At 52.8% G+C, this 24108-nt stretch carries 26 protein-coding genes; 10 read left to right on the forward strand and 16 right to left on the reverse strand.

Annotated features, from left to right (window positions below):
• Window positions 1–61 precede the first annotated feature (61 nt).
• Window positions 62–247 carry a hypothetical protein gene (locus tag SBO83_RS09575; RefSeq protein WP_353503407.1) on the reverse strand — a complete coding sequence of 62 codons (186 nt, stop codon included), beginning with the start codon at window positions 245–247 and terminating at the stop codon, window positions 62–64.
• A 64-nt stretch (window positions 248–311) separates the two neighbouring features.
• The gene (locus SBO83_RS09580; RefSeq protein WP_396131345.1) at window positions 312–938 is read right to left on the reverse strand and encodes a TetR/AcrR family transcriptional regulator; all 627 of its coding nucleotides are present in this window, start codon (window positions 936–938) and stop codon (window positions 312–314) included.
• 110 nt (window positions 939–1048) lie between these two features.
• On the opposite strand from SBO83_RS09580, the gene SBO83_RS09585 reads away from it, so the two are divergent.
• Window positions 1049–1900 carry an MBL fold metallo-hydrolase gene (locus SBO83_RS09585; protein ID WP_353503405.1) on the forward strand — a complete coding sequence of 284 codons (852 nt, stop codon included), beginning with the start codon at window positions 1049–1051 and terminating at the stop codon, window positions 1898–1900.
• A gap of 17 nt (window positions 1901–1917) precedes the next feature.
• Here the strand turns inward: SBO83_RS09585 and SBO83_RS09590 are convergent, their stop codons facing one another.
• The gene (locus tag SBO83_RS09590; protein ID WP_353504029.1) at window positions 1918–2298 is read right to left on the reverse strand and encodes a winged helix-turn-helix transcriptional regulator; all 381 of its coding nucleotides are present in this window, start codon (window positions 2296–2298) and stop codon (window positions 1918–1920) included.
• 150 nt (window positions 2299–2448) lie between these two features.
• On the opposite strand from SBO83_RS09590, the gene SBO83_RS09595 reads away from it, so the two are divergent.
• Window positions 2449–3231, forward strand: coding sequence for an SDR family oxidoreductase (locus tag SBO83_RS09595; protein ID WP_396131346.1), 783 nt, complete (start codon window positions 2449–2451; stop codon window positions 3229–3231).
• Window positions 3232–3327: 96 nt separating this feature from the next.
• Window positions 3328–3783: a carboxymuconolactone decarboxylase family protein gene (locus SBO83_RS09600; protein WP_396131347.1), complete on the forward strand. Its 456-nt coding sequence runs from the start codon at window positions 3328–3330 to the stop codon at window positions 3781–3783.
• Window positions 3784–3857: 74 nt separating this feature from the next.
• Here the strand turns inward: SBO83_RS09600 and SBO83_RS09605 are convergent, their stop codons facing one another.
• The gene (locus tag SBO83_RS09605) at window positions 3858–4874 is read right to left on the reverse strand and encodes a zinc-binding dehydrogenase (RefSeq protein WP_396131348.1); all 1017 of its coding nucleotides are present in this window, start codon (window positions 4872–4874) and stop codon (window positions 3858–3860) included.
• 181 nt (window positions 4875–5055) lie between these two features.
• On the opposite strand from SBO83_RS09605, the gene SBO83_RS09610 reads away from it, so the two are divergent.
• A complete protein-coding gene (locus SBO83_RS09610; RefSeq protein WP_353503401.1) occupies window positions 5056–5493 on the forward strand; it encodes an Lrp/AsnC family transcriptional regulator in 438 nt (145 codons plus the stop codon).
• A 104-nt stretch (window positions 5494–5597) separates the two neighbouring features.
• Complete coding sequence (gene yghU / locus SBO83_RS09615; RefSeq protein WP_396131349.1) at window positions 5598–6467, forward strand: glutathione-dependent disulfide-bond oxidoreductase; 870 nt, start codon at window positions 5598–5600, stop codon at window positions 6465–6467.
• A gap of 4 nt (window positions 6468–6471) precedes the next feature.
• On the opposite strand, the gene SBO83_RS09620 is transcribed toward yghU, so the two are convergent.
• A complete protein-coding gene (locus SBO83_RS09620) occupies window positions 6472–6909 on the reverse strand; it encodes a MarR family winged helix-turn-helix transcriptional regulator (RefSeq protein WP_034793198.1) in 438 nt (145 codons plus the stop codon).
• Window positions 6910–7101: 192 nt separating this feature from the next.
• Here SBO83_RS09620 and SBO83_RS09625 point away from each other — a divergent pair, with 192 nt between their 5' ends.
• Window positions 7102–7860, forward strand: a complete 759-nt coding sequence (locus SBO83_RS09625) for an alpha/beta fold hydrolase (RefSeq protein ID WP_396131350.1) — start codon at window positions 7102–7104, stop codon at window positions 7858–7860.
• 79 nt (window positions 7861–7939) lie between these two features.
• On the opposite strand, the gene SBO83_RS09630 is transcribed toward SBO83_RS09625, so the two are convergent.
• A complete protein-coding gene (locus SBO83_RS09630; RefSeq protein ID WP_396131351.1) occupies window positions 7940–8605 on the reverse strand; it encodes a class I SAM-dependent methyltransferase in 666 nt (221 codons plus the stop codon).
• Window positions 8606–8698: 93 nt separating this feature from the next.
• On the opposite strand from SBO83_RS09630, the gene SBO83_RS09635 reads away from it, so the two are divergent.
• A complete protein-coding gene (locus SBO83_RS09635) occupies window positions 8699–9328 on the forward strand; it encodes a TetR family transcriptional regulator (protein WP_396131352.1) in 630 nt (209 codons plus the stop codon).
• A 5-nt stretch (window positions 9329–9333) separates the two neighbouring features.
• On the opposite strand, the gene yidZ is transcribed toward SBO83_RS09635, so the two are convergent.
• The 3 genes from yidZ to SBO83_RS09650 all read right to left on the reverse strand — a co-directional run bounded on the left by yidZ (window position 9334) and on the right by SBO83_RS09650 (window position 12253).
• Window positions 9334–10314 (reverse strand): HTH-type transcriptional regulator YidZ, encoded by a 981-nt coding sequence (gene yidZ / locus SBO83_RS09640; RefSeq protein WP_396131354.1) that lies wholly within the window; start codon window positions 10312–10314, stop codon window positions 9334–9336.
• Window positions 10289–11488, reverse strand: a complete 1200-nt coding sequence (locus SBO83_RS09645; protein WP_396131355.1) for an MFS transporter — start codon at window positions 11486–11488, stop codon at window positions 10289–10291. The genes yidZ and SBO83_RS09645 overlap by 26 nt, the downstream gene beginning before the upstream one ends.
• Before the next feature lie 141 nt (window positions 11489–11629).
• Window positions 11630–12253, reverse strand: coding sequence for a helix-turn-helix transcriptional regulator (locus SBO83_RS09650; RefSeq protein ID WP_353503396.1), 624 nt, complete (start codon window positions 12251–12253; stop codon window positions 11630–11632).
• A gap of 146 nt (window positions 12254–12399) precedes the next feature.
• Here SBO83_RS09650 and SBO83_RS09655 point away from each other — a divergent pair, with 146 nt between their 5' ends.
• Window positions 12400–13374, forward strand: coding sequence for a threo-3-hydroxy-L-aspartate ammonia-lyase (locus SBO83_RS09655; RefSeq protein WP_396131356.1), 975 nt, complete (start codon window positions 12400–12402; stop codon window positions 13372–13374).
• Window positions 13375–13444: 70 nt separating this feature from the next.
• Here the strand turns inward: SBO83_RS09655 and SBO83_RS09660 are convergent, their stop codons facing one another.
• From SBO83_RS09660 to SBO83_RS09670, 3 genes are all read right to left on the reverse strand, one after another.
• Window positions 13445–14122 carry an FCD domain-containing protein gene (locus tag SBO83_RS09660; RefSeq protein WP_396131357.1) on the reverse strand — a complete coding sequence of 226 codons (678 nt, stop codon included), beginning with the start codon at window positions 14120–14122 and terminating at the stop codon, window positions 13445–13447.
• A gap of 122 nt (window positions 14123–14244) precedes the next feature.
• Complete coding sequence (locus tag SBO83_RS09665) at window positions 14245–15438, reverse strand: enolase C-terminal domain-like protein (protein WP_353503393.1); 1194 nt, start codon at window positions 15436–15438, stop codon at window positions 14245–14247.
• Window positions 15438–16778 (reverse strand): MFS transporter, encoded by a 1341-nt coding sequence (locus tag SBO83_RS09670; protein ID WP_396131359.1) that lies wholly within the window; start codon window positions 16776–16778, stop codon window positions 15438–15440. The genes SBO83_RS09665 and SBO83_RS09670 overlap by 1 nt, the downstream gene beginning before the upstream one ends.
• Before the next feature lie 407 nt (window positions 16779–17185).
• On the opposite strand from SBO83_RS09670, the gene SBO83_RS09675 reads away from it, so the two are divergent.
• Window positions 17186–17815 (forward strand): LysE family transporter, encoded by a 630-nt coding sequence (locus tag SBO83_RS09675; protein ID WP_396131360.1) that lies wholly within the window; start codon window positions 17186–17188, stop codon window positions 17813–17815.
• An 83-nt stretch (window positions 17816–17898) separates the two neighbouring features.
• Here SBO83_RS09675 and SBO83_RS09680 read toward each other — a convergent pair whose 3' ends face one another.
• Window positions 17899–18216, reverse strand: a complete 318-nt coding sequence (locus SBO83_RS09680; protein ID WP_034793172.1) for an RcnB family protein — start codon at window positions 18214–18216, stop codon at window positions 17899–17901.
• Window positions 18217–18421: 205 nt separating this feature from the next.
• Complete coding sequence (locus SBO83_RS09685; protein ID WP_396131361.1) at window positions 18422–18748, reverse strand: low molecular weight protein tyrosine phosphatase family protein; 327 nt, start codon at window positions 18746–18748, stop codon at window positions 18422–18424.
• Window positions 18749–19230: 482 nt separating this feature from the next.
• Here SBO83_RS09685 and SBO83_RS09690 point away from each other — a divergent pair, with 482 nt between their 5' ends.
• Window positions 19231–20115: an EamA family transporter gene (locus SBO83_RS09690; protein WP_396131499.1), complete on the forward strand. Its 885-nt coding sequence runs from the start codon at window positions 19231–19233 to the stop codon at window positions 20113–20115.
• 1048 nt (window positions 20116–21163) lie between these two features.
• Here SBO83_RS09690 and SBO83_RS09695 read toward each other — a convergent pair.
• Together SBO83_RS09695 and SBO83_RS09700 are read right to left on the reverse strand one after the other, a co-directional pair.
• Entirely contained in the window at window positions 21164–21649 is a 486-nt protein-coding gene (locus SBO83_RS09695; RefSeq protein WP_396131362.1) for a hypothetical protein, read from the reverse strand.
• Between the two features lie 4 nt (window positions 21650–21653).
• Window positions 21654–23894: a DUF3289 family protein gene (locus SBO83_RS09700; protein ID WP_396131363.1), complete on the reverse strand. Its 2241-nt coding sequence runs from the start codon at window positions 23892–23894 to the stop codon at window positions 21654–21656.
• Between the last annotated feature and the right edge of the window lie 214 nt (window positions 23895–24108).

Below are 24108 nucleotides of genomic sequence, written 5' to 3' on the forward strand. Positions count from 1 at the left end.
TGCTAAAAAACAAAACCCGCCATCTGGCGGGTTTTTTAATGCTGGCGCAAATGGAGGAATATCACTCCGCCACTTTCTTGTCGCCTTTGATAAGCTTGCGCGCCGCGGCTAATGCATCATTGTCCGGCGTCGCGGGTTTAGCTTTATTCAAGGCGCTGCTCAACTTGGAACGGCCCCAAAGGTCAAAGCCGTCGTCCTCTTGCAAATGGTCGAAGATCGACGGGGCTGGCTGCTTTTTATTGCTCATCGGCTATCTCTGTATAGTGCGAAATTCCTGCCAGCATAGCGTTTTCTGCGGCCAATAAACAAACCTAGCCCAGCAAATGCCCAAAAACAAACTGCTTAAACTCCAGCAAAGGCGAGTCGTTCTTCTCCACTCGCATGCGCAGCAGCGCGCCTTCCCAAGAATTTAGAATGAAGTCACTCAGTGACTTGGCGGACAAATTACTGTCGAGCTGCCCTTGGCGCTGAGCGTCCAGCAGGCAATTTTCAATCACCTGACACCAGGCGGCGAACTGCTCCACCAGGCGCAGGCGAATGGCTTCGCTGTGGTCGGCGATTTCGGCGCTGAGATTGCCCATCAGGCAGCCTTTACTGAACTTGTTGTCGCGAAAAGCCACGATCAGGCTGTCGAAATAGGCCTCCAGCCGAGCCAGCGGCGCGAGGTCGGTATTGCCGAACGCGCTATCCAATCTGGCCTGCGCGCGCTCGAAATAGGCATCCACCACCGAGGCGCCAAAGGTCTCTTTGCTGTCGAAATGGTTGTAGAAAGAGCCTTTCGGCACGCCCGCCTGCTCAACGATGCTCTGAATGCCCGTCGCGGCAAAGCCTTCGCGATGGAAGGTTTGCAGCCCGGCCTGAACCAGATTGGTGCGGGTATTTAGGTTTGGCTTCGGCCCACGGCGGCCTCTATTATCAGCTTCAGCAGGGCTGTTCATCGTTGATCTCCAATTGTCTTGACAATATAAACCGACCGGTCATATTTTATTTATAGCCGTTACGCCTTCGACTGTCAATTGATACCCCTCTTCACTACGGAGCAAACACCATGAGCAAACCTGCCCTGAAATGGGATGTTTTAACCATTAAACGCCCTGGCCTAAGCCGGGATATTCCTGCCGGCCTCGAGTCGCTGATGTGGGTCGCTAATTCAGCCACGCTGATTTATGGCGAGAAAGACGCCGTGCTGGTCGATACCTTCCTGACCAAAGAGCAGTCGCAAACGCTGTTGGACTGGGTGATTGCCAGCGGCAAAAACCTCACCACGATCTACATCACCCACGGCCACGGTGACCACTTCTTCGGGCTGGCCCCGCTCTTGGAACACTTCCCGCAGGCCCGCGCGGTGGCGGCTCCGGCCATTGTTAAGGCGATGCATGCCCACCTTGCTCCGGCTTCGGTGGACGGTTTCTGGCGCAAGCTGTTTCCGGGTGAAATCGACGACCGGCTGATTGCCGCCGAGCCGCTGAGCAGCGACGAGTTCGAGCTGGAAGGGCACAAGCTGTTGGTGGTGCATACTGGCCGCACGGATACTGCGGAATCGACCAGCCTGTATGTCCCTTCCCTCGAGTTAATCGTGGCGGGTGACGTGGTATACAACGGCATTCACCCTTTTCTTGGGGAGACGGATAAGCAGAGTCGGCTGGAGTGGATTGCCGCGCTGGACACCCTTGCGGCGCTCAAGCCAGCTTATGTAGTGGCGGGCCATAAAGTGCCGGAAAACGACGACGCCCCGGAGAATATTGCCAAAACTAAACAGTATTTGCTGGACTTCAATCGTCTCGCCGAGGAAACCGACAGCGCCGGGCAGCTTTATCAGGCCATGCTGGCGCTCTATCCAACCCGCGTTAACCCCGGCTCCCTGTGGAAGGCATCGCAGCTGACGAAGCCAGCGCAGTGATCCAGCTGCAGGCCGCGCTAGTCCGCCGCCTGCGCTTCACGCAGTGCTGCCCAATTTAACAAGGCATCCAGCACCGGGCAGAGGTCTTGCCCCCATTCCGTCAGTGAGTATTCCACTCGCGGCGGGACTTCGGGGTAGACGATGCGTTTGACGATGCCGTCACTTTCCAACTGACGCAGTTGCTGAATCAGCATCTTTTGCGAGACCGCGGGGATTGCCCGTTCAAGATCGGAGAAGCGCAGCACCCGGCCGCCGAAAAGTTGAAACAGAATGAGCAGTTTCCACCGCCCATCCAGCAGTTTAATCACCTTTTCGACGCCGATGGCGGCTGTTTCACGGGTGTATTTGTGGCCCTGACCCTGCGGCGGGGGCGCGCTGTTTTCATTTATCGTTGTCATTTTTTTATAGTAAATAATATTGGCGCTTTTCGCCTTTAAATTCAAAAAACTTACTTTTAAGTATGTACCTGACTTAATTGTATGTACTTGTTATCAATATATTTTACCACGATGCTTAGCTGGAAATGAACATCCACTGAGGGCATCAACATGAGTTTTGAATTAGGTTTGGCGGGCGCGAGAGTTTTGGTTACCGGCGGCACCAAGGGCGTGGGCGAAGCCGTGGTGCAAGTTTTACGAGAAGTGGGCGCGAAAGTGGTTACCACCGCGCGGGACGTCTCCCGAGGCCCGAGGGATGATGTGCACTATATCGCCGCCGACGTCAGCACCGCACAGGGCTGTGCCGAGGTCGCTGCCGCCACCTTAAAGCAGCTTGGCGGGATCGACGTGCTGGTTAACGTGGTGGGCGGCTCAACTGCGCCGGGCGGCGGTTTTGCCGCGCTGGATGACGAGCAGTGGCTGTCCGAGCTAAATCTCAATCTGCTGTCGGCGGTGCGGCTCGATCGCGCTCTGCTGCCAGAGATGCTCAAACAGGGCGCCGGGGTGATTGTCCACGTTACCTCTATTCAGCATCAGCTGCCGCTGCCGGAATCCACTACTGCCTATGCGGCGGCGAAAGCAGCGCTGTCCACTTACAGTAAAAGTCTGTCGAAAGAGGTGACGCCGCAGGGCGTGCGCGTGGTGCGCGTCTCGCCGGGCTGGGTGGAAACCACCGCCGCGGTGGCGATGGCCGAGCGCCTCGCCGAACAGGCGGGCACGGATTACGAGGGCGGTAAGCAGATCATTATGGACTCTCTGGGAGGAATTCCGCTGGGACGGCCGGCTAAACCGCGCGAGGTGGCCGACCTGATTGCCTTCGTGGTGTCGCCACGTGCGGCATCCATCAGCGGCACCGAGTTCGTTATTGACGGGGGCACCATCCCCACCGCCTAATCATGGTCTGGAATAATAGACACTTTATGGCGCTTTCGATGCAGGCCAAGATTCTTCATTCTGGTGTTCTCAAAACGACAACACTAAGGAAGTATCATGACTCAACGTATCGACTACGCCAAAGCCTCCCCAGAGGGTTATAAAGCCTTTGGCGCCGTGTACTCAACGCTGCTGAAAGGCAGCTTGCCGAAGGCGCTGATTGACTTGGTTTACCTGCGCGTTTCCCAAATCAACGGCTGTGCGTTCTGTATTGATATGCACTCCCGCGACCTGCTGAAGTCGGGTTTATCGGTGGAAAAGCTGGTGCTGGTCCCCGTATGGCATGAGGCGGGCGCCGTGTTCACTGCCCGCGAGCGCGTGGCGCTGAGCTGGGCGGAAAGCGTCACTCGCGTTAGCGAAACCGGCGTGCCGGATGACGAGTATGCGGCGGCCATCGCCGAGTTTAGCGAGCAGGAGCTGGCTGATCTCACTTATGCCATTGGGCTGATGAACGCCTTCAACCGTTTTGGCGTAGCTTTCCGCGCCACACCGGCCGCTGCCGCCAAGGCCTAAAGCCGTTCCTGTGTCAGGATCACCCTCAAGCAAAGCAGCGGCCTAAACCGCTGCTTTTTTTGTTATTGATGAAGTTAGAAGGTGATGCAGACTTTACCCAAGTGCTGGCCAGATTGCAGGTGCAGGAAGGCTTCGCGGCTGTTTTCGAAACTATAAATGCTGTCCACCACCGGCGTGATTTGTCGGTCGCTGAACCAGCTGAGCATGGCTTCAAGCATTTCGCGTGAGCCGGTCTCGATCCCCTCAATGCGCAGGTTTTTGAAGAATACCTGTGACACGTTGAAGGTCGCTTCTAGGCCGCCGGTCAGGCCGACGATGCAAATGACGCCATAATGCGCCGCGGCCTTCACTGAGTGGTGCAACGTTGAGGCGCCGCCGATATCCACCGTGACATCGGCCCCTTTGCCCCCCGTTAATGCCAGAACATCCTGGCTCCATTCCGGCCGCTGCTGGTAGTTCACCGTGGCGTGCGCGCCCATGGCTTTGAGGCGTTCAATCTTCGCATCTGAGCCTGACGTCGCAAGAACTCTAGCTCCCGCAGCCAAGCCTATCTGTAAGGCGAACAGGGAAACACCGCCGGTTCCCTGAACCAGCAGCGTGCTGTCCGGGCCGAGCTTGCCGGCGCGCTGCAAGGCATGCCATGCGGTGAGCCCGGCGGTCGGGAAGGTGGCAGCCTGAGCGTCGGTCAAATAGTCAGGGGCCAGAACCAGCGACTCGGCATTCAGCACGCGATACTCGGCCAGTACGCCGTCTACCGCCACACCGCCCAGTGAGCCTCTGGAGTTTTCCTCGGTCATCGGCCCGGCAATCCAATTGGGCAAAATGGTGGTGATGACGCGATCGCCGACGGCGAAACGGGTTACGCCTTCGCCCACTTCCACCACCCGTCCTGCTCCGTCGGAACCCGGCACGCGGCCCGGCGTTGGTCGCCAGTGCCCGTTACCCGTGGCGACCAGCAAATCACGGAAATTGAGCGAAACCGCGCCCATCTTCACCATCACCTCGCCGGGGCCGGGCGATGCCGGTTTCTGGCGTTCGACAATGCGTAAATCATCCAGCTGGTAGCTATCGGCAATCTCAAGCTGTTTCATTTTTCATCCCGTAATTTGTTATTTATAAAGAGAGTAGGTGGAGATTATTATCTTCACAAAAGGGGCGGCATAATATGCAGATAGCAAGGCGATATGGACTCAAAGCTTATTTAAGTAACGTTATTTGGCTATGAATCCTTTTTATTAAAAATAAGCGGGTTTGGTATAAGGCAGAGGAAAAATGAATATTGATAAAATCGACCGATTGCTCTTAAAACTGCTGGCGCAGGACGCGAGACTGTCGATTAAATCCCTTAGCGAGCAGGTGGGGTTATCGGCTCCGGCAACCGCTGAGCGGGTACGCAGGCTGGAAGAAAATCATATTATTGAAGGATTTAGTATCACCATCAATCTTGAAGCACTGGGTTATCCGCTGATGGCGATAGTGCGCGTTAAGCCGCTAGCTGGGCAGTTGCACTATGTGCAGAAGCTGATTCAGCAGATGCCAGAATGCAGCGAGTGCGACAAAGTCACCGGCGAAGATTGCTTCGTGATGCGCCTACAGGTCCGGTCAATGCAGCATCTCGATGAGATCCTGGATCCTATTGCTGATTATGCGCAGTGCAACACGTCGCTGGTTAAAGCTACGCCGGTAAAGCGTCGCCTGCCCCCTCTTTAATCACCTTGAGGGTGAGCACTAACTAAATAGATCAACTGCCATCATCAAGGCTATGCTCAATCTTGATGAACACCAATGAATCCTATAACAGAGGGCAGTGATCCATGTCGGAAAATAACTATCAGCCTCCAAAGGTTTGGGTATGGAATCAACAAGATGGCGGTAACTGGTCGAAGATAAATCGCCCGATTGCTGGTCCAACGCACGAGAAAGTGTTGCCAATCGGCAAGCACCCGTTGCAGCTCTATTCGCTGGGTACGCCAAACGGCCAAAAGGTGACGATTTTACTGGAAGAGCTGTTGGCACTGGGCGTGACCGAGGCGGAATATGACGCGCACCTGATTCGCATTGGCGAAGGCGATCAGTTCTCCAGCGGCTTTGTGGAAGTGAACCCGAACTCGAAAATTCCGGCGCTGTTTGACCACTCGGCAACGCCGCCGATCCGCGTTTTTGAATCTGGCGCGATCCTGTTGTATCTGGCAGAGAAGTTCGGCCATTTCTTGCCAAAAGAGATTGCTGCGCGCACTGAAACCCTGAACTGGTTGTTCTGGTTGCAAGGCTCTGCGCCTTATCTGGGCGGCGGTTTCGGCCATTTCTACAACTATGCGCCGTTCAAAATTGAATACGCCATCAACCGCTTTACCATGGAAGCGAAACGCCAGCTCGACGTGCTGGATCGCCAGTTAGCCAACCATCGCTTTATTGCGGGTGACGAGTATTCGATTGCGGATATTGCGATTTGGCCGTGGTACGGCAGCCTGGCGCAGGGCGGCCTGTACGACGCCGCTGAGTTCCTTGATCTCAAATCCTACAAGCACTTCCAGCGCTGGGCCGAAGAAGTGGCCAACCGCCCGGCAGTGAAACGCGGGCGCAAGGTAAACCGCACCTTCGGTGACCCGGCAGACCAACTCCACGAGCGCCATGACGCCTCGGATTTTGATCTGCGTACTGAAGATAAACGCCAGCCTAAATAGAGACTTAGCCGTTGCGCTGCGCGATATTGTCGCGCAGCGCAACGATCTCCTGATTCAGCCGCTGTAACTCTTTCAACTCCAGATTCGAACTGCAAAACAGCGTTTCGGACAGGCGAATCGACTCTTCTTCCAGCTGCTTTCCTTTGTCCGTGATGGAAATCATCACCTGACGCTCATCCTGCGGATTGCGCACGCGCTCAATAAAACCTTCATTTTCCAAACGCTTAAGTAACGGTGTCAGGGTACTGGTTTCCAGCGCCAGAGTGTCACCAATGCCGCCAATCGACTGCTTCCCCTGTTCCCAAAGTACGTTTAGCACCAGATATTGCGGGTAGGTCACGCCCATGGCATCAAGCAGGGGCTTGTACAGCCGCTTGATGGCGATAGAGGTCGAATAGATGGAATAACAAAGCTGCTCCGCCAGGCGGGGACGATGTGTCACGGGGGGCTCCTTTAGCGTCGGACTATGCACCATCATACCATTGCGGGTAAATATTTATCTATCGCGATAACAAATAGCTTGACACCTAAGCCAATGCTGATAGTTTTAACTTCAATTTAGTTATCGCGATAAACAATATTGCGATAACTAAATAGGTATCCCTTATCCAACCCTAAAATGAAGGAAATCATCATGTTGAAGAAAACCCTGACGACTCTGGCGGCTGGTCTGGCACTGGCTTTTGCGGCACAAAGCGCGGCATTCGCTGAGCCTGTAAAAAATATCGTGTTGGTCCACGGCGCTTTCGCGGATGGTTCTGGCTGGCAGGCCGTAACCAAAATCTTGGACAAGGCTGGTTATCACGTCTCGATTGTGCAAGAACCGCAAACCTCGCTGGCCGATGACGTCGCCGCGACGCGCCGCATTTTGGGCCAGCAGACGGGGAAATCTTTGCTGGTAGGGCATAGCTACGGTGGTTTTATCATTAGCGAAGCAGGGCAGGACCCGTCAGTCGCCGGGCTGGTGTATATCGCCGCTTTCCAACCCGAAAAAGGCGAAACGCTGGCAGGCCTGTCGGCAAAAATTCCTCAGGCGACTCAAGGTATTGCACAAACTAGCGACCACTTCTTATACCTGAAACCTGAGGTCTACCACGCCGACTTCGCCGCCGACCTGCCAGCCGCCCAAGCCAACTTCATGGCCCGTTCACAGGTGATGCCAGCCGCCGCTATCTTCGGCACCCCGGCCGCTGAACCGGCCTGGAAAACCAAACCAAGCTGGGCATTGGTCGCAACCCAGGACCGCGCCATCAATCCAGACTTAGAACGCTTCATGGCAAAACGCGCCGACAGTAAAGTGGTTGAAGTGAAAGCCAGCCACGCCGTCTTCGCCTCACAGCCGCAAAAAGTCGCCGAGCTGATCGAGAAAGCCGCGCAAAGCTTGTCGAAGTAATTGGGGTGATTTAGCTTTCCCAAGGCCCCAAACAAAAGCCCCAAATTCGGGGCTTTTTTGTGTCTTAACGCTGATGCCATTACCCCAGACGCATCGACAATTCGACGTCGTCGGCGAAGGGGACGGAGAGGTATCCGCTGTTCTCGGCGCGGATGTAGGTCAGGAACTCCGGGCTGTCTTCGGCGTCGTCGGCGATGATCAGCGCGCCCGGTTTCAGGCGGCTTTCCACCAGATTTAGGATATCCGGATAAAGTGCTTTGGCGCCGTCGAGCAGCAGCATGTCGATGCTTTCCGGCAGGTCGACGCTCAGGGTTTGCAGCGCGTCGCCTTGGCGGATATCCACCAAATCGCTGACCCCGCCAGCTTGCAGGTTTTCTCTGGCGCGCATCACTTTCGAAGATTCGAATTCGCTGGTGATCAGCAAGCCGCCGCCGTTGTCGCGCAGCGCGGCCGCGAGGTGCAAGGTGGAAATGCCAAACGAGGTGCCGAACTCAACGATGTTTTTGGCATTGCTCGAGCGCGCCAGCATGTAGAGCAGCGCGCCGGTTTCGCGCGATACCGCAAGGGGGAAATCCTTCAGCATACTGTACAGATTGACGTATTTGGTTTTGCTTTGCTTGAGGCGTTTTCGCTCGTCGTCAGACATGTTGAGCAGCGCCGGATCGACTGCCGGTAAGTTTTCTCGCGCCTCGGCAAATAAGCGATCAAGTAGGGGTGCCAGTGGGGCGGAAGTCAGAGTATTCATGGCTTATTTCCAGTCTGAGATTGAGTGCGACGTTGCACGCCACTATAATATGACGAATTATTCGCATTTAACTATTCGCATTCCGAGACCCCGATGACTGAACGCCGCGCCCCACAAATTTCATCAAGAAAACAACCACTTCAGGCGAGATCGACCGAGCTGGTGGCGACTATCCTGACGGCGGCTACTCAGGTTCTGGCGAAGGAAGGGGCGCAGCGTTTCACTACCGCGCGGGTGGCGGAGAAGGCCGGGGTGAGCATCGGCTCGCTCTACCAATATTTCCCCAATAAGGCGGCGATTCTGTTCCGTTTGCAGCGCGACGAGTGGCAGCAGACCACCGATATGCTGCGGAGTATCTTGAATGATGATGAGAAAACGCCGTTACAGCGGCTGCGCAACTTGGTCCACGCTTTTATTCATTCGGAGTGCGAAGAGGCTGAAATGCGCGTGGCGCTCAATGACGCCGCGCCGCTGTATCGCGATGCGCCAGAGGCGCAGGAAGTGAGGGTGAAAGGGGACGCCATCGTCGACGTTTTCATGCAAAAAGCCTTGCCCGACGCCAGCCCCGAGACGCGCGCACTGGCAGGCGACCTGATCACCAACGCGCTAAGCGCCACGGGTAAACAGTTCTCCGAAACCCCGCGCACTGCCGCAGAAATCGACACTTATGCCAATGCCATGGCCGACATGTTCTGCGTTTATCTGGCTAGCCTGCAAAAATAGCGCGGCTACGAGAGGTGGCCGGAGCCGAACTCGCCCGAGTCATACAGGCTGCGAATGGTGTGCTTCAGCCATTTCAGCTTCGAGCTGTAAGCATTGCGTTTATGCCAAATCATGGTGAAAGGGATAATCAGCTTGTCCTGATGCGCTTTGGCGAGGGGAATGGGCCGGGTGACCAGGCCTAAATTCAGCTGTTGGGCGTAGCGCCCGCAATAGCTCGGCGCGGTCGCCAGCATGGTATGGCCGGGCTGGGCCGCCATAAACAGCGACTGCTCGAAGCTCGGCAGGGTCAGCGACACGCTGCGCTGTGTGCCCATCTCTTGCAACACATTGTCCAGCGCCCAGATCTCGCTATGTTCCCAAAAAACGCCGATATGCGCGTATTGCAGGAAGGTTTCCAGATTCCACTCTTGCTGCAAAGCCGGATGATCCTCACGCAAATAGACCACCGGCAGGTCGCTGAATAACACTTCGAAATTGACGAAGTTGGGCAGTAAATGCAGTGACTCTCTGGAAAGCGGATGGCTCTCCCGCCCGGTAAAGCCAATGTCCGCCTCGCCGCGAATAATCGCCTCCAGCGAGCCGTCATCCCAGTTTCGTACCTTGATTTTGGCCTCGGGATACTGCGCGTAAATACGCTGGGAAAGCTGGTTGAACATCAGCAGCATCAGCGGCGACTCAATCACCAACTCGAATTTCACCCCGCGCGGGATCTCATGGCCCTGCTTATCGGCAATCAGCCCGCAGAGCAGCAGCCAGTCCGCCAGTTCCGCCTCCATGCTCAGCGCCAGCGGCGTGGGTTCCAGCCCCTGCGGCGTTTTGATAAACAGTCGATCATCAAACCAGGTTCTGAGTTTATTTAGCGACTTACTGACGGTTGAAGGGGTGACGTTTAGCCTCTTCGCCGTTCTGGAGACGCTTTTTTCCTGCAACAGCAATTGCAGAATAAACAGCAGATTGAGGTCAAGTCGCGCCAGAGACTTCTTCATGTGGTTTCGCCTGAGGGGAAGTAGGGACCCATAATATGAGGGCCGCGCTGAAAGCTCCACCCGCGATGAGGATCACCAGTAGCATGTTGAGTGCCTGAACCCCCAGCGCGCCCATCAGCCAGATGTACAGCGCTGAGGTACAGACCTGCGTGATGCCTAGCAGCGAACTTGCCATGCCTGCCCGCAGCCTGAAAGGGCTGAGGGCCTGACTCATGGTCACGCCAAAACCCAGTGAGAACGCGGCGCAAATCAGCACAAAGCCCAGCAGCTCGGCGCGCACCGGCAGCAGGGCTTTTTGCGCCGCCAGCAGCACTAAGGCGGCGCCGACGAACATAGCCTGCGCGGTCAGCATCAGGTGCTTCTCTTTGAAGCGCGACAGCCAGTAAGGCGTTGAAAAAGCAGAGATCATGCTCACAAGCGCGGTCAGCGCCATTACCAGCGAGTACTGGCCGCGACTAAATTCTAGCTGTTCCATGACTAAAAAAGGTGAGGCGTTCACATAAGTTAGAATGATGGTGATGCCCAGCGTGGTGATAATTAACCGGCTGATAAAAAAGCGCTGGTTGAAATTTTCATTTGAAACCGGCTTCTGGCGTGGCGTATCGGCTTTGGCGGTGGCTCTTTCTGGCAGCGACTCGGTGAGCACCAGCGAGCAGAGCAGAAACACCAACAGCCCCATTGCGGCCATAGTGAAGAACAGGCTGTGCCAAGGAAATTTGAGCATAATCAGGTAGCCGACCACCGGCGCAATAACCGGAATAATGCAGGTCACGCCGTTAATGACAGACAGCACTTTGGCGCGGCGGCGGTCGTCGAGGGTGTCGCGCAAAATCGCAAAAGCCACTACATAGCAGGAGCCTGCGCCAATCCCCTGAATAAACCGGGTGAGCAAAAATATCTCACTGCTGGTCGCCATGCCCCCAGCCAGCGAGGCCAGCATAAAGACCAGCGAGCCAAAGAGTGTAAGGGGTTTACGCCCGTAGCGGTCTGCTACACCTCCGGCAATCAGCATGGTGGCGGCCATGCCTGCCAGATAAACCGAAAAGGCGATATGCAATTGCGGCTCGGTAGCATGTAAATCCTGAGCAATTTGCGGCAGGCCGACCAAATAGAGGTCAATCCCCGTGGGATAGAGTAAAACCAGAGCAAAACTACAGAGCAAAAATCTAAGCATAGTGACCTCACAACAACGTTGTGAGGAAGATAGAGAGGGGAGCGGCTGGCGGCTAGTGGCTTTTACGACAACGGGTTTTTCCATTGGCGACATAGGTGAAGCGCGGCGAAGAATCGGCTAATCAGCTTATTTGCAGATAGCTTACTCTTTGGCGTACAGATAAATCGAGGCGCGGGACACGCCCAAATGCTGCGCCACGGTATCCATTGATTTTTTCACTTCCAGCAGGCCATTTTCCTGCAACTCGCGCATCAGCAGTTTGCGTTCGGCAGTTTTCAGCGCGCGCGGCGTGGACGCCAGCCGGGCAGCAAACTTATCGATATATTGCCGAATAGCCTCGGTGCCCGCCGGACCCAGCGTCTCGCTCACGCTGTCAGTCGCGATGCTGGTGAACTGCGCCAGCGCGCTCTGCATGCCGCGAAACAGCGTCATATCGACGTTGATGCAGAGCGCGGCGATGTACTTCCCTTGCGGATCTTTAATGCCGATCGAGGTGCTTTTCGCTGGCCTGCCATCCGCGAATTTATTGGCGTAATTGGTGATAAGGCTCGGGTAATCGGGGGAAGCGATACGCGCCAGCCCCATCTCGGTGGTAGGTTCGCCAACCTGTCGGCCGGACAAATTATTGTGTACCGCAATGATCGAATGCTGCGGGTCGCGAAGATCGTGCAGCACCACTTCGGCAAAGGGCGCAAAGGTTTCTCCTAACCCTGCGGCTACCGCGTTGAGCTGGTCGAGTAGCCACTTCTCTGACGATCCTGACATAATTTTTCTCTTGGTTTCCGGCCGGGATGGGCTGATAAGTTATCTATAATTAGATTTTTCGTCAAACTTACAGGCTACAAATATAGACGTTATGTCTAATTTTATATATTTTGTCTTTTCATCCCGCTGACCCTAGGTAGAGAAAAATGAGTGATGTTGCCTTGCCTGTTTATGCTGATGTTGCTGCCGCTGCCCACCGAATCGAACCCTATGTGAGAAAAACCCCGGTCATGACATCACGCACCGCCGATGAAGAGCTGGGAGCCAAGCTATTCTTCAAATGTGAAAACTACCAGCACATGGGCGCTTTTAAATTTCGTGGCGCAATGAACGCCCTGTTGCAGTTTAGCGATGAGCAGAAGCGGGCGGGCGTGGTGGCGTTTTCATCGGGCAACCACGCGCAGGCCATCGCGCTGTGTGCCAGAATGCTGGGGATCCCTGCGACCATTTTGATGCCGAAGGACGCGCCGCAGGCCAAAATCTCTGCCACCGAGGGCTATGGCGGCAAGGTGGTGTTGTTTGACCGTTATACCGAAGATCGCGAGCAGATCGGCCGCGATCTGGCGCAAAAGCACGGCCTGACGCTGATCCCGCCTTACGACCATCCGCACATAATTGCCGGGCAGGGCACGGCGGCCAAGGAGCTTTTCGAGGAAGTGGGCGAGCTGGACGCGCTGTTTGTCTGTCTGGGCGGCGGCGGTTTGCTCTCCGGCTCGGCGCTGGCTGCGCGGGCGCTTTCACCAAATTGCCGGGTCTACGGAGTCGAGCCGCTGGCGGGTAATGACGGTCAGCAGTCGTTTCGCAGCGGCAAGCGGGTGAAGATTGAAACGCCGAAAACCATTGCCGATGGCGTGCAGACGCAGCAACTGGGCCATCAAACTTTTGAAATCATTCGCCGCAACGTGGACGACGTGCTGACCGTCACCGATGAGCAACTGGTGCAATCTATGCACTTCTTCGCCGAACGCATGAAGATGGTGGTAGAGCCGACCGGCTGTCTGGGCCATGCCGCCGCGCGCACGGTGAAAGAGCAGCTTGCAGGTAAACGAGTCGGGGTGATCATCAGCGGCGGCAATGTGGATATCGCCCGCTACTGTCAGCTGTTGGCCGGGGTTAACTGAGGCTAATTCGACATTGAAGAGACAAAAAAAGCGCTGAACCCGGCGCTTTTTTTGTCTCTTCAGGACAGCCTCAATACTTCTGCTGGAACATGCGCAGCAGGCCGCCGACGTGCCAGCGCAGGTGCTGCTCGGCGTCGGCGTCTCGCCCTTCGCGCAGCATGGCGACGAAATCCTCATGATCTTTTTGCGAACCCGACAGCTCCTCAGTGGTTTTCGCGAGGCGGTTGAGCAGGGCACGGATGCGATTGATGATGTTGTGGTAGGCGTAAATCAGTTCTTGATTCTGGCTGAACTCAATCAGGGCCATGTGGAAGCCGGCGTCGGCGGCGCGGAAGCTGTCTGGGTCGCCATTTAACGCTTTGTTGCCGAGCTTAAGCTGCTTTTCCAGCGCGGCAATCAGGCCTTGGCGGTCACGCGCCAGCGCAATGCCTAAAGCACCGGACTCTAAAATCTCGCGCATTTTGCAGGTTTGCTGCATCTCTTGTTCATTGAACTGGAAAACGTAGGTGCCGCGCTGGGGAATGATTTGCACCAGACGCTCGGTTTCCAGCTTTTGCAGGGCTTCGCGCACCGGGGTGCGGCTCACTTGCAGCTTACTGGCAATGTCGTTTTCGGAAATCAGCGTGCCTAATTCAATTTCACCATTGACGATCAGCTCGCGGATTTGGTCCGCCATCCTGAGTGCTAGCGACTGCGGGCGAACGATTTTTTTCATGGTCCAACTGGCGGCGCTTTTCCCTGTACTCATGACGTGGTGTGCCTTTACAACAAGAATCCGAAGAGGAAGAAATACTTACATGCTTGCTTCTTATATGCAAGTTTACCCCGGCCAATGTGGGCGCTAGTACCGGCCACCGCCCACATGTCCGATTAAGCGGGGAAAATCAGCGTCTCTTTGTGAATATTCTCACGGTTCAGCGCCATGCCCATCCCCGGCGTTTCCGGCACGCGAATCACACCGTTTTCCGGCACTAATGGGGATTGCAGGAAGTGCTGGTGGATGTCATTCCACTTCACCAAATACTCCTGAAACGGCGTGTGGATTGGTGATTGGGTGACGGTGAAATGCGCCGTGGCGATGGTCGAATGGCCGTGCGGCACCACCTGTAGATCATGCATAGTGGCCGCCGCGGCGATCTTCAGCGTCTCGGACAGCCCGCCGCACCAGTAGATATCGGGCTGGATAATATCCAACACCTGAGCGTCGAAAAAGCGTTTGAAGCCCCAGCGGGTGTACTCGTGCTCGGCGCCGGCCATCGGGATACTCAGTTTGTCTTTCAGGCGGCGCATGCTGTCGAGGCGGTCGGCCATCACGCACTCTTCCAGCCAGCGCGGGCGATACTGCTCGATAGCCTGCGCCAGCTCCATCACGTAAGTGACATCCATCGACTGCCAGCAGTCGAACATCAAATCATAGTCTTCTCCCACCGCGTCGCGCAGCGTTTTGACCAGCTCAATGTTCTGTTTCAGCCCTTCGCGGCCGCTCATGCTGCCGTGGCGGAAGAACCATTTCTGCCCGCAGTAGCCCAGCGATTTATAGTATTGCGCGCGTTCGCGCACCAGCCCGAGATCTTGCACCGAGAAGCCGAGCATGGAGGCGTAAACCGGAATGCTTTCCCGCGCCGAGCCGCCGAGCAGGCGATACACCGGCTGCTGCATCCACTTGGCGCGCAGGTCCCACAGGGCGCAGTCCACGGTGCTGATAGCCATCATCGCTTCACCCTGACGGCCGTGCACCAGCGCGCGATGCATCTGATCCCACAGGCGCTCACTGTCGCGCGGATCCTGGCCAATCAGCAGGCGGCGCAGGTGGCTGGCGATGATCGAGGCAATAGAGCGCGGGATCGGCCCGGCCAGTCCGTCGACGCCTTCATCAGTGGCGATCTCCAGATATACGGTGCTAATGGCAAAGCCGTCTTTAAGCTGCTCGCCGCCCTCGTGGTCATCGCGCACGCGGTAGTCGGCATAGATATCCAGCGGGCGAGCCAGCCGCTCCTCCCAGATTGGGCCTTCTGTGGGTAAGACGCCTTCTAGCTGGCGCAAACGCACATCAATAATCTTCATCAACAGACTCCTTTTGGACTTTTCAATTTTTCAGCGTTAGGACTTTCATCGCGCTGGGAAGGGGTTTTCCACAGGCGGAAAATCAGGGTGAGGGTCAGCACGGAGAGTAGCGCCATGGCCGCCAGCCAGAAGAACCCTGCGTTGTAGTTGCCGGTTTTGTCGCGAATGGTGCCGATGATCCACGGGTTGATCACGCTGGAAAGGTTGCCGAGCGAGTTGATCATCGCGATACCGCCCGCCGCGACCGAGGCGGAAAGGAACTGTGAAGGCAGTGACCAGAATACCGGCATCGCGCCGAAGAAGCCGAACGCCGCGCCGCACAGGAAGGTCATGCGCACCAGTGGTTCGCTGAAGTAACCCGCGCCCAACAGGCCAAACATGGAAATAAACAGCGCCAGATAGTTGGCTAACAGCCTTGAGCCGGGGCGGTCAGAAAGCTTGCCGAGCAGCAAAATGCCCGCCAGCCCAAACACATAAGGAATGATGGTGACGAAGCCCGTCTGGATATGGCTCAGGCCGGTTTCGCTCACAATACTTGGCAGGAAGGTGCTGATCGCGCCGTTCAGGTTGGTCAGCCCGTAATACGCCAGACAGAACAGCAAAACGCGCGGACTAAACAGCATTTTCAATAAGTTACCGTGCTTACGCGGCGGCAGCAGGTTGCGCTCCGCCGCCAGCGTCGTCAGCAGCCACTGCTTCTCATCTGCGGCTAAAAATTTGGCGTCTTCCGGGCGATTGGGCAGGGTGAATAGCACCACAAAGGCCAGCACAATGGCCGGTAAGGCTTCCAGCAGGAACATCCACTGCCAGCCTTTCAGCCCCAGCAGGCCGTGCATTTCCAGCAGCATGCTGGAAATAGGCGTGCCGATGATCAGCGCCACCGGAATACTGGCCATAAAGGAGGAGACGATGCGCCCGCGCCACGCAGCCGGGAACCAGAGTGTCAGGTAGAAGACGATGCCCGGGAAGAACCCGGCTTCTGCCGCACCCAGCAGGGCGCGCATCACGTACAGGCTGTTGTCATTCCAGACGAACATATGCGCGCCAGAGATGATCCCCCAAGTGAACATAATGCGGGCTATCCACCAGCGCGCGCCGACCTTCTCCAACGCCAGATTGGAAGGCAGCTCAAGCAGGATGTAGGGGATAAAGAACATCCCGGCCGCCAGCCCGAAGGTCGCTGCCGTCAGCCCGATGTCGGCATTCATGGTCAGGGCCGCGATACCAATGTTGGCGCGGTCGATAATGGCGATGAGGTATCCGGCGACCAGTATCGGCAGGAGCCGCCAGGAGAGTTTTCTAATAACCTGTTTTTCCATAGAAGAATCAGCAAGTTGCATGTTCATTACCCTTATTTTTAGGATTCTTAATTGATCCACATCTTGTATGTGAGGTACTTGCATACAAGTTTGAATAATGAACAGAGATCACTGAAGGATCAACGGGCAAAGTTGCAGATTTAGAGCTGAAAGGATTTAGCAGAAATTTAGTGAAATGGGCTGAGAGCACAAGCCTTTAGAGGCGCTGAAGGGCATGACGTTCGATTCGCACTTATTACATTCGCGGCTGGAACATATCCTGCTTCTCAGCCAATTAACGGGCGCGAATCGCCGAATTACAAGCTCTTCATAACCATAAACAATTGCTTATTTCCTATCCTTTATTGTCAGGGTAATGTTATCAACGAGTACCTGTTTTCGTAGCACAAACGCGCGACGTATTAATCGGAAAATTAGGGTGAATAATAATGAACAGTTATCTGACGGTGGCGGCCATTGCAGGGACAATCAGTATCGGGGCGATGAGCCCTGGGCCAAGCTTTGTTTATGTCGCGCAAAACGCGATTGCGAAATCTCGTAAACACGGGCTGGCGACAGCGCTGGGGACGGGGACCGGCGCGGCGATTTTCGCCATCATCGCACTCTTAGGGTTGCAGGCATTTTTACTCGCCGTGCCGCTGGCATACTGGGGTTTGAAGGTGTTTGGCGGGCTGTATTTGCTCTATCTGGCCTATAAAATCCTTAAACATTCTAAAGATCCTATGGTGGTGGAAACGGCCATAGCGGGGCAGTCTAAGCCGCGCTATTTGAAGACCTTCCGCGACGGGTTATTTACTCAGTTAAGTAACCCTAAAACGGCGGTAGTCTTTGCCAGTATCTTCACCGCGCTGCTGCCCGCGCACATTCCGGCTTACTATTATGTTGTCCTGCCTTTAGTCTCTTTTATTATCGACGCAGGCTGGTACTCCTTCGTGGCTTATGTGCTGTCGGTTGAGAAATCGCAAAAAGCCTATATTAGATTCAAGACGGTGATTGACCGCATGGCGGGGACCGTTTTAATGCTGTTAGGCTTAAAATTGATCCTTTCCAGCAAATAAATCCAAGATTAAGAACAACATAAAACAGCAAAGGCCGCCGAGGGATGCTCACTCAGGCGGCCTTTTTGTATTGATATCAGGGCTTACTGGAAGAAAATATCGCCAGATTCCGCTTTAGTGATGGTGCCGTCGGAATTGGTGATAAGTGCGTAGTTGCCGCCGATGTAGGTCCAGTGAGTGTCTGGCGTCGGCGCTGGCAGATTGCGCTTTTGCCATTCAACAATTTCATAAGGCTTGGTGCGATAAAGCGCCGGCACTTTGCTGCCGATCGAGTATTGAATTGAGTCGCTGAAGAACGATTGGATCTCATGTGAGTTTGACGCGGCGTTGGCGGCCTGAGCGGACAACAGCGTGAAAGACAAAGCAGAAGCCGATAACAAAACCCATTTAGAAAGACGCATAGTGTATCCCGTTTAAAACCATTAACCGTGGCAATAGTCATTCGTGAAGCAGTGCTTCATCTGTAGACAGGATAATAGCGAGAAAAGCACCTCAGGACGGGGCGTTTAATTGTGTCGAAATGCAAATGCTGGTGGTAAGAGCTATCTAGTCGAGCAAAATGAAAAGCCGCCAGCTAGCCTAAAAAAGGGAGCTGGCGGATTAGTATTACTCAAGGCCGAGACGATGACTGACAGTTTCTTTCACGATACTGACCAACTCGGGATCCATGTACTGATAATCGTCGGGAATATCTAATACATGGACCGACTTGTGCTCAAGAAAACGAGGAAAATCAGCGACAAGACGATTCTTATGTTTCTGCTCCATGGTAAAAACCACGTCAGCCCACTTCAGCATGTCTGCCGTAACGCTTTTTTTGGCGTTACGGCTGGTTCCGGCGGACTTCACCGATAGACCAGGGTAATTACGCCAAACCTGTTCAGCTGTCGGGCTGCGCCATTGATTCCGGCTACAGATGAAAAGAATATTCATAGTTACCTTAAATCTCATCCTTGGCATTCAGTAATCGCTGAGCCTTGGTTATTCGTGGATATTCAATCCCTAACTGAGCTGCACGCGCCAATTTTATTGAACGTATGGCGGAATTAACTGGCTGGGCAAGGGCAATATTCTCGGCAAACAATATATGTTACAGGTGAATTACTTTAATCCACAGGTCATCGCCGCCCTCAATCATGCACAATAACGTTTCAGTCGTCACCGATTCCCCGTTCTGGTCGGCTGGGAAATTATCCTCTTCGGCTGGGTTCACGCCTTACCTTCTCTCTACTCCTTTTTTGCGACTCGACTATTATTTCCAGCTTGAGACAAAGTTTTGAGGCTTATTACGGTAAGTCAATGTGTTATCGGGAATAATGAATCTCACCTGCGTGATGGACGCGCCGCTGAAACTGGCTAAAGGAAAGGATGTGAACAGTAACGTTTCTCTATTTACCAATAAGAAATTTGCCTGGATGGGGGCCGCGTTTTGTTGTTTGCTGTGGGGCAGTGCTTACCCGGCGATTAAAAACGGTTATGAGATTTTCCAGATAGCGACGGACGATTTGCCGGGCAAAATTGTCTTTGCGGGTTACCGTTTCATCATTGCGGGCCTGCTGCTGCTGGCATTTGCTTTTTTACAGGGCAAACCTATTGCGCGCTTATCGCGCCATCAGTACTCACAGCTTGCTGTACTGGGCGTAACCCAGACCGCGCTGCAATACATCTTCTTTTACATAGGGCTGGCTTACACCACGGGCGTTAAAGGCTCGATTATGAATGCCACCGGCACCTTCTTCAGCGTTCTGCTGGCGCACTTTATTTATCAGAATGACAAACTCAGCATCAACAAGGTGGTGGGCTGCGTACTGGGCTTTGCCGGGGTTATGGTGGTGAACTTCAACAGCCAGCTGATGGATTTTAGTTTTAGCTGGATGGGCGACGGCTTCGTGGTATTAGCGGCATTTATCCTCTCTGCCGCCTCGCTCTACGGCAAACGCATCTCGCAAACCACCGATCCGACGGTGATGACCGGCTGGCAGCTGGGCATTGGCGGCGTGGTGTTGACGCTGGGCGGCTATGCCTGCGGCGGCACGCTAGAGTTTCACGGTTGGGAATCAGCTGCGATCCTCGGCTATCTGGCGCTGTTATCCTCCATCGCCTTCGCGCTGTGGAGCCTGTTACTCAAGCATAACCGCGTCGGGATGATTGCCCCGTTTAACTTCTTAATCCCGGTCTCCGGCGCAGTGCTCTCGTCGATTTTCCTGCAAGAAAGCATCTTCGAATGGCGCTACGCCATCGCGCTGGTGCTAGTGTGCTTTGGGATTTGGCGAGTGAACGTGGTGCGTCAGCGCCGATGAACAGCGCTTGCGCTGTGCCCGAAGGTGTGAGTCTCAGGATGAGACGAATAATCGAACCAAGGACATGGGGGGTCTTCAAAACTCGTGCTTAAATTGGTGTAATTTAAACAACTCATGGTTAATTTGTCATGCTTTCTTGCGTTCTTCAACAAGTTGCTCAGGTGTCGAGATAAGAACTGACAGTATATGTTTCCATTGCCCTATAACCTCGAAGTCGAAGTGAATCGCCACGGGTTCATAGCTCCCTCCTGAATCTGTGATATCCTATGACAAATTAAATTGCTTTAGACTTAGTTAATGATTAATTTCCATATTTACCTGCATCAATTATTTATTATGTCTAATGAATAATTAAATCTATTTATTATGCAACATGAAAAGCGCTCTCTCTCAATGTGTTATATTAATAACAATTAGCTTATGGTATTTAGTTGCGATATTTTTTCATTTTATGAAAGCATCCAGATGATGAGATAAACATAAGAATTGTTTTCAGCAGTGGTAAATGCTTAACGACACCCATTGAAAATCGAATAGAAAAATGGGAAGTTTTAGATAAGGCGTTGGTACACAAGGAGTTCGCGGATCTCCGGCGCAGGGAAATAACGATAATGTTACGGGGAAATGACGGAAGATTCTGACCGTTGATGGCAATACATAGCATTCTTGAGAAAATGAAACCGTAACTATAGTCGATTATATTCATGAGCGTGTTTTTTCATCGAATAATCATTTTAAATAAAAATAACAGAAAAAGCACAATGAAATTTATTGTATTGATGATTCCCAATTCAAGATTTTTTCTTATAACTGCTATGCAATAACACAAGATAAAAAGCACTACAGAAACAATGGGCAAAGTTAAGGCATAAATTAAGTAAAAATAGTTTTGCATAGGATCTTTAAGTACATATCCTGTTATGAAAAAAAATGATGCCATTGCAATATATAGCTGCGATAAGGAAAATAAAATTTTAGAAAAAGTTAGCATGATTGTAAGTTATTCCTGTTATTGCCGGGGAGGGGAGATCTAGCGATGCTAGGTAAATTAATTGCCTTGGTCAATGAATCTAATGTAGATTGGTTTACCGTTAATCTCTCCTGTGATATCACTACCTAAAGTAGATACCCTCAGCCCAACATAAAATAAACGATCTTCCCATGAAATACACCCTCCGATTGAGCCATTCAAGCAAATTTCATTATCGGCTATCCAAAATTTAACGTCTCCGCTATGTTTGATATGTCCAATATTGTTTTTAACAAAAAGAACATCATCACACTCATCTGTAAAGGGATTCCATTTTTCGATAATTTCTTTGCTATTTTTTTGCCAGAACTTTTTTTGTGAATAATGAGAAATTGGCACATTATCAACTAAAATAACAGTGGACTTGCAATCCTTACTCCAAATTTCACTGTGCTCTGTAGTTTGATAGATTTTATTTATATATCCTTGGCGCATATAGAACGTATAGGACATATAAAATGCACCAAAAAGCAATGCAATGATGATTGCTTTAAAACTTTTCATTCCGTTATCCTTCTATCCAAATACTGAATTTTGATTCATTGATGAAAGGCTTAAAGCCATAACTTCTGTATCGCTGAAGAATAAACCAAGAACAAAACCAAGGAGAAAGTTCGAAGATTTTCCCATTTAAATCAGCAATATCCAATCCGAAATGATCCTGAATCTGAAATGTTAATCGTGCTTTAAAAATCTTACGATGAAATCCACCAGTTTCAGTTTCCATAATTTCGAAATCATCAAGATATATCTTCGTTGAGTATGTATCATGGATGGTTATACCCAAGCCGTTGAACCAATCAAAATCTGTGAATTTTGGAAGAGTAACTTGCTCCGCAATGTCTGATGTAATTTTATTAATATCATTACTTTTAAAAATTTTATATTCATTGCCATAAAATATTTTCTGCATAATTTTTTTAATTACATCAACGCATTCTTTAGTAGTTTTATGCTCCAGAAATGCCTTGTTCAGCAATCCGTGTTGCATTATCCCACCTTCATTTTTTCTGAATTTTTCAAGCATGATCTTGATAAGGGGGGCATACTCACCACTTGCCGTCCAGAAAGCCATGCTGTCCATGCTGGCGAAGTGCTCATCCACTGTTTTGTTAAAATTAAACAGGTTGATCTTAAATTCTTCACCAAATACGTTTACCCGGTTCAGCTTCCCCTGCGCCAGTATCTGATCTTTGGATAAATCCCCGTAACGCATATCGTCAGCAGTAAAATCATTCATCATATTTTTTGTACTATAGATGAGTCGACGCTCTGCTTTTTGTAGCTGGATCATCAGGCCGCGAGGGTCGAAATGCCAGACCAAACCCGTTAGCTCCTTCTGAGTGTCCACAGGGAGTTTATCGAAAAACGACAGCGCCTTCGCATGCTCCCTCAGCTCGGTGTAGCTCTTCTCAGTCATGGGTTCAGGCAGCGAGTCATTCGGTGCTTTCAGCCATGAAAAACGTGTATCGAACGACGCAAAATCCCACTCAAGAGGGAATTTACAGACAAACCGGATAAAGTCGGTATCCTGCTTTTCCCGTGCTTTCTTCATTGTGGCGGAATTGCACTGACCGTCTGGAGTTGCGTCATCATCAATAAGTGCCCAACCCGCCCAGTCAGGGAAATCGGCATCGGTCCAAGCATTCACCGTCGGAGAGGAGACATCCACCCATCCTTCATCGCGTAGGTAGGCCACACGTACCCACTCACTGTAGGTTTTATGTCCGCCGACTGTTGGTGTGGGTTCGCAGATATAGTCCACCGCGATGGCTGTTTCCCCGATAGGCTGGTAATTATCACTGACCTTAATCAGAGTCCGGGTTTTAGTACCTTCATGGATAACATAGAGTGCTTCTGTGGTGACGCAGCAAGGGTGGGCTGACAGCCCATAGGGTGTGCTCCCTTCATAAATAGCGGTACCTTCAGGAAGAAAGAAATAGCGATTGCCATAAGTCGGTTTTGCTCTGCCCGGCTCGCTGACATCAAGGCGACCGTAGTCGCGGCCACACAATATCTTCAGCATCTCGGAAGAGCAGCACATCTGAAAATGGTAGGCGTTGCGCCCGCTGACCATGCCGGTGGTGCCAATGACTTGGCCCCGTCTGACGCGCACTCCCGCTTTATCCTGAATTTCGGGACGCACCTGCTTCATGTGCATGGTCAGCGAATAAAACACGCACGCTACAGGCTCTTCACCAATGAGTATTTCATGGCGAATAAGTACACATCCGTTATCCGTTGGGCCATCGTAATTCAGCGGTTTTGTATCACGTTTCTCCGTGAGCGCAGGATAGCTGGCATAAACCACCACACCGTCAGCAACGGCTCTCAGAGGATTGGTTATAGCGCCGGCATCGGTATGGGGAATATGGATGCCACCGTGCCATGACTCCACCCCATTTACCGGAAAACCACGGCGCGGGTCGACAGGCATCGTCCGCATGACCCATGCGGCATACTCTTCATTATTCTGGCGGGGAAACAGAATGGGTGGTGATATGTGCATCAGTGCATTCCTTGCATATGCAAATGAAAACGTGTTCAGAGCTGGAGGCAGGTCTGCCACTTTATAGTAAGAAGGCAAATCTACGGACATCGAGGCTGATGCTCCAAGATACGTGCGCTTCACTTTACGTACATAGTTCCCTGTGGTGCCATATTCTATTTTTCCTGCTTCAATTCTCAGGTAGCTGCCACCACCGATAAGTCTGAAGCGTTTCTTCCTTGCAAACAGGATATCACCCACTGCTGTTATGCTCAGTTACTGCCCTGCAAAAGTCACATATTGCCGTTCTATGCCTAGATATCCACCGGCCCTTCATCACTGATGAGGCTGAGTTTTCCGGTACGGGCGAACAAGCCGATTTTTTCCCGGACAGCAGGGTAGTGTTCTCCATAGAGCCCGTACTGATATCACCGCCAGCATTCATCACGATGTTTCTCGCCGCAGTGAATTTCAG

It is taken from the genome of Ewingella allii (assembly GCF_044430645.1).
GTDB classification, from domain to species: domain Bacteria; phylum Pseudomonadota; class Gammaproteobacteria; order Enterobacterales; family Enterobacteriaceae; genus Ewingella; species Ewingella allii.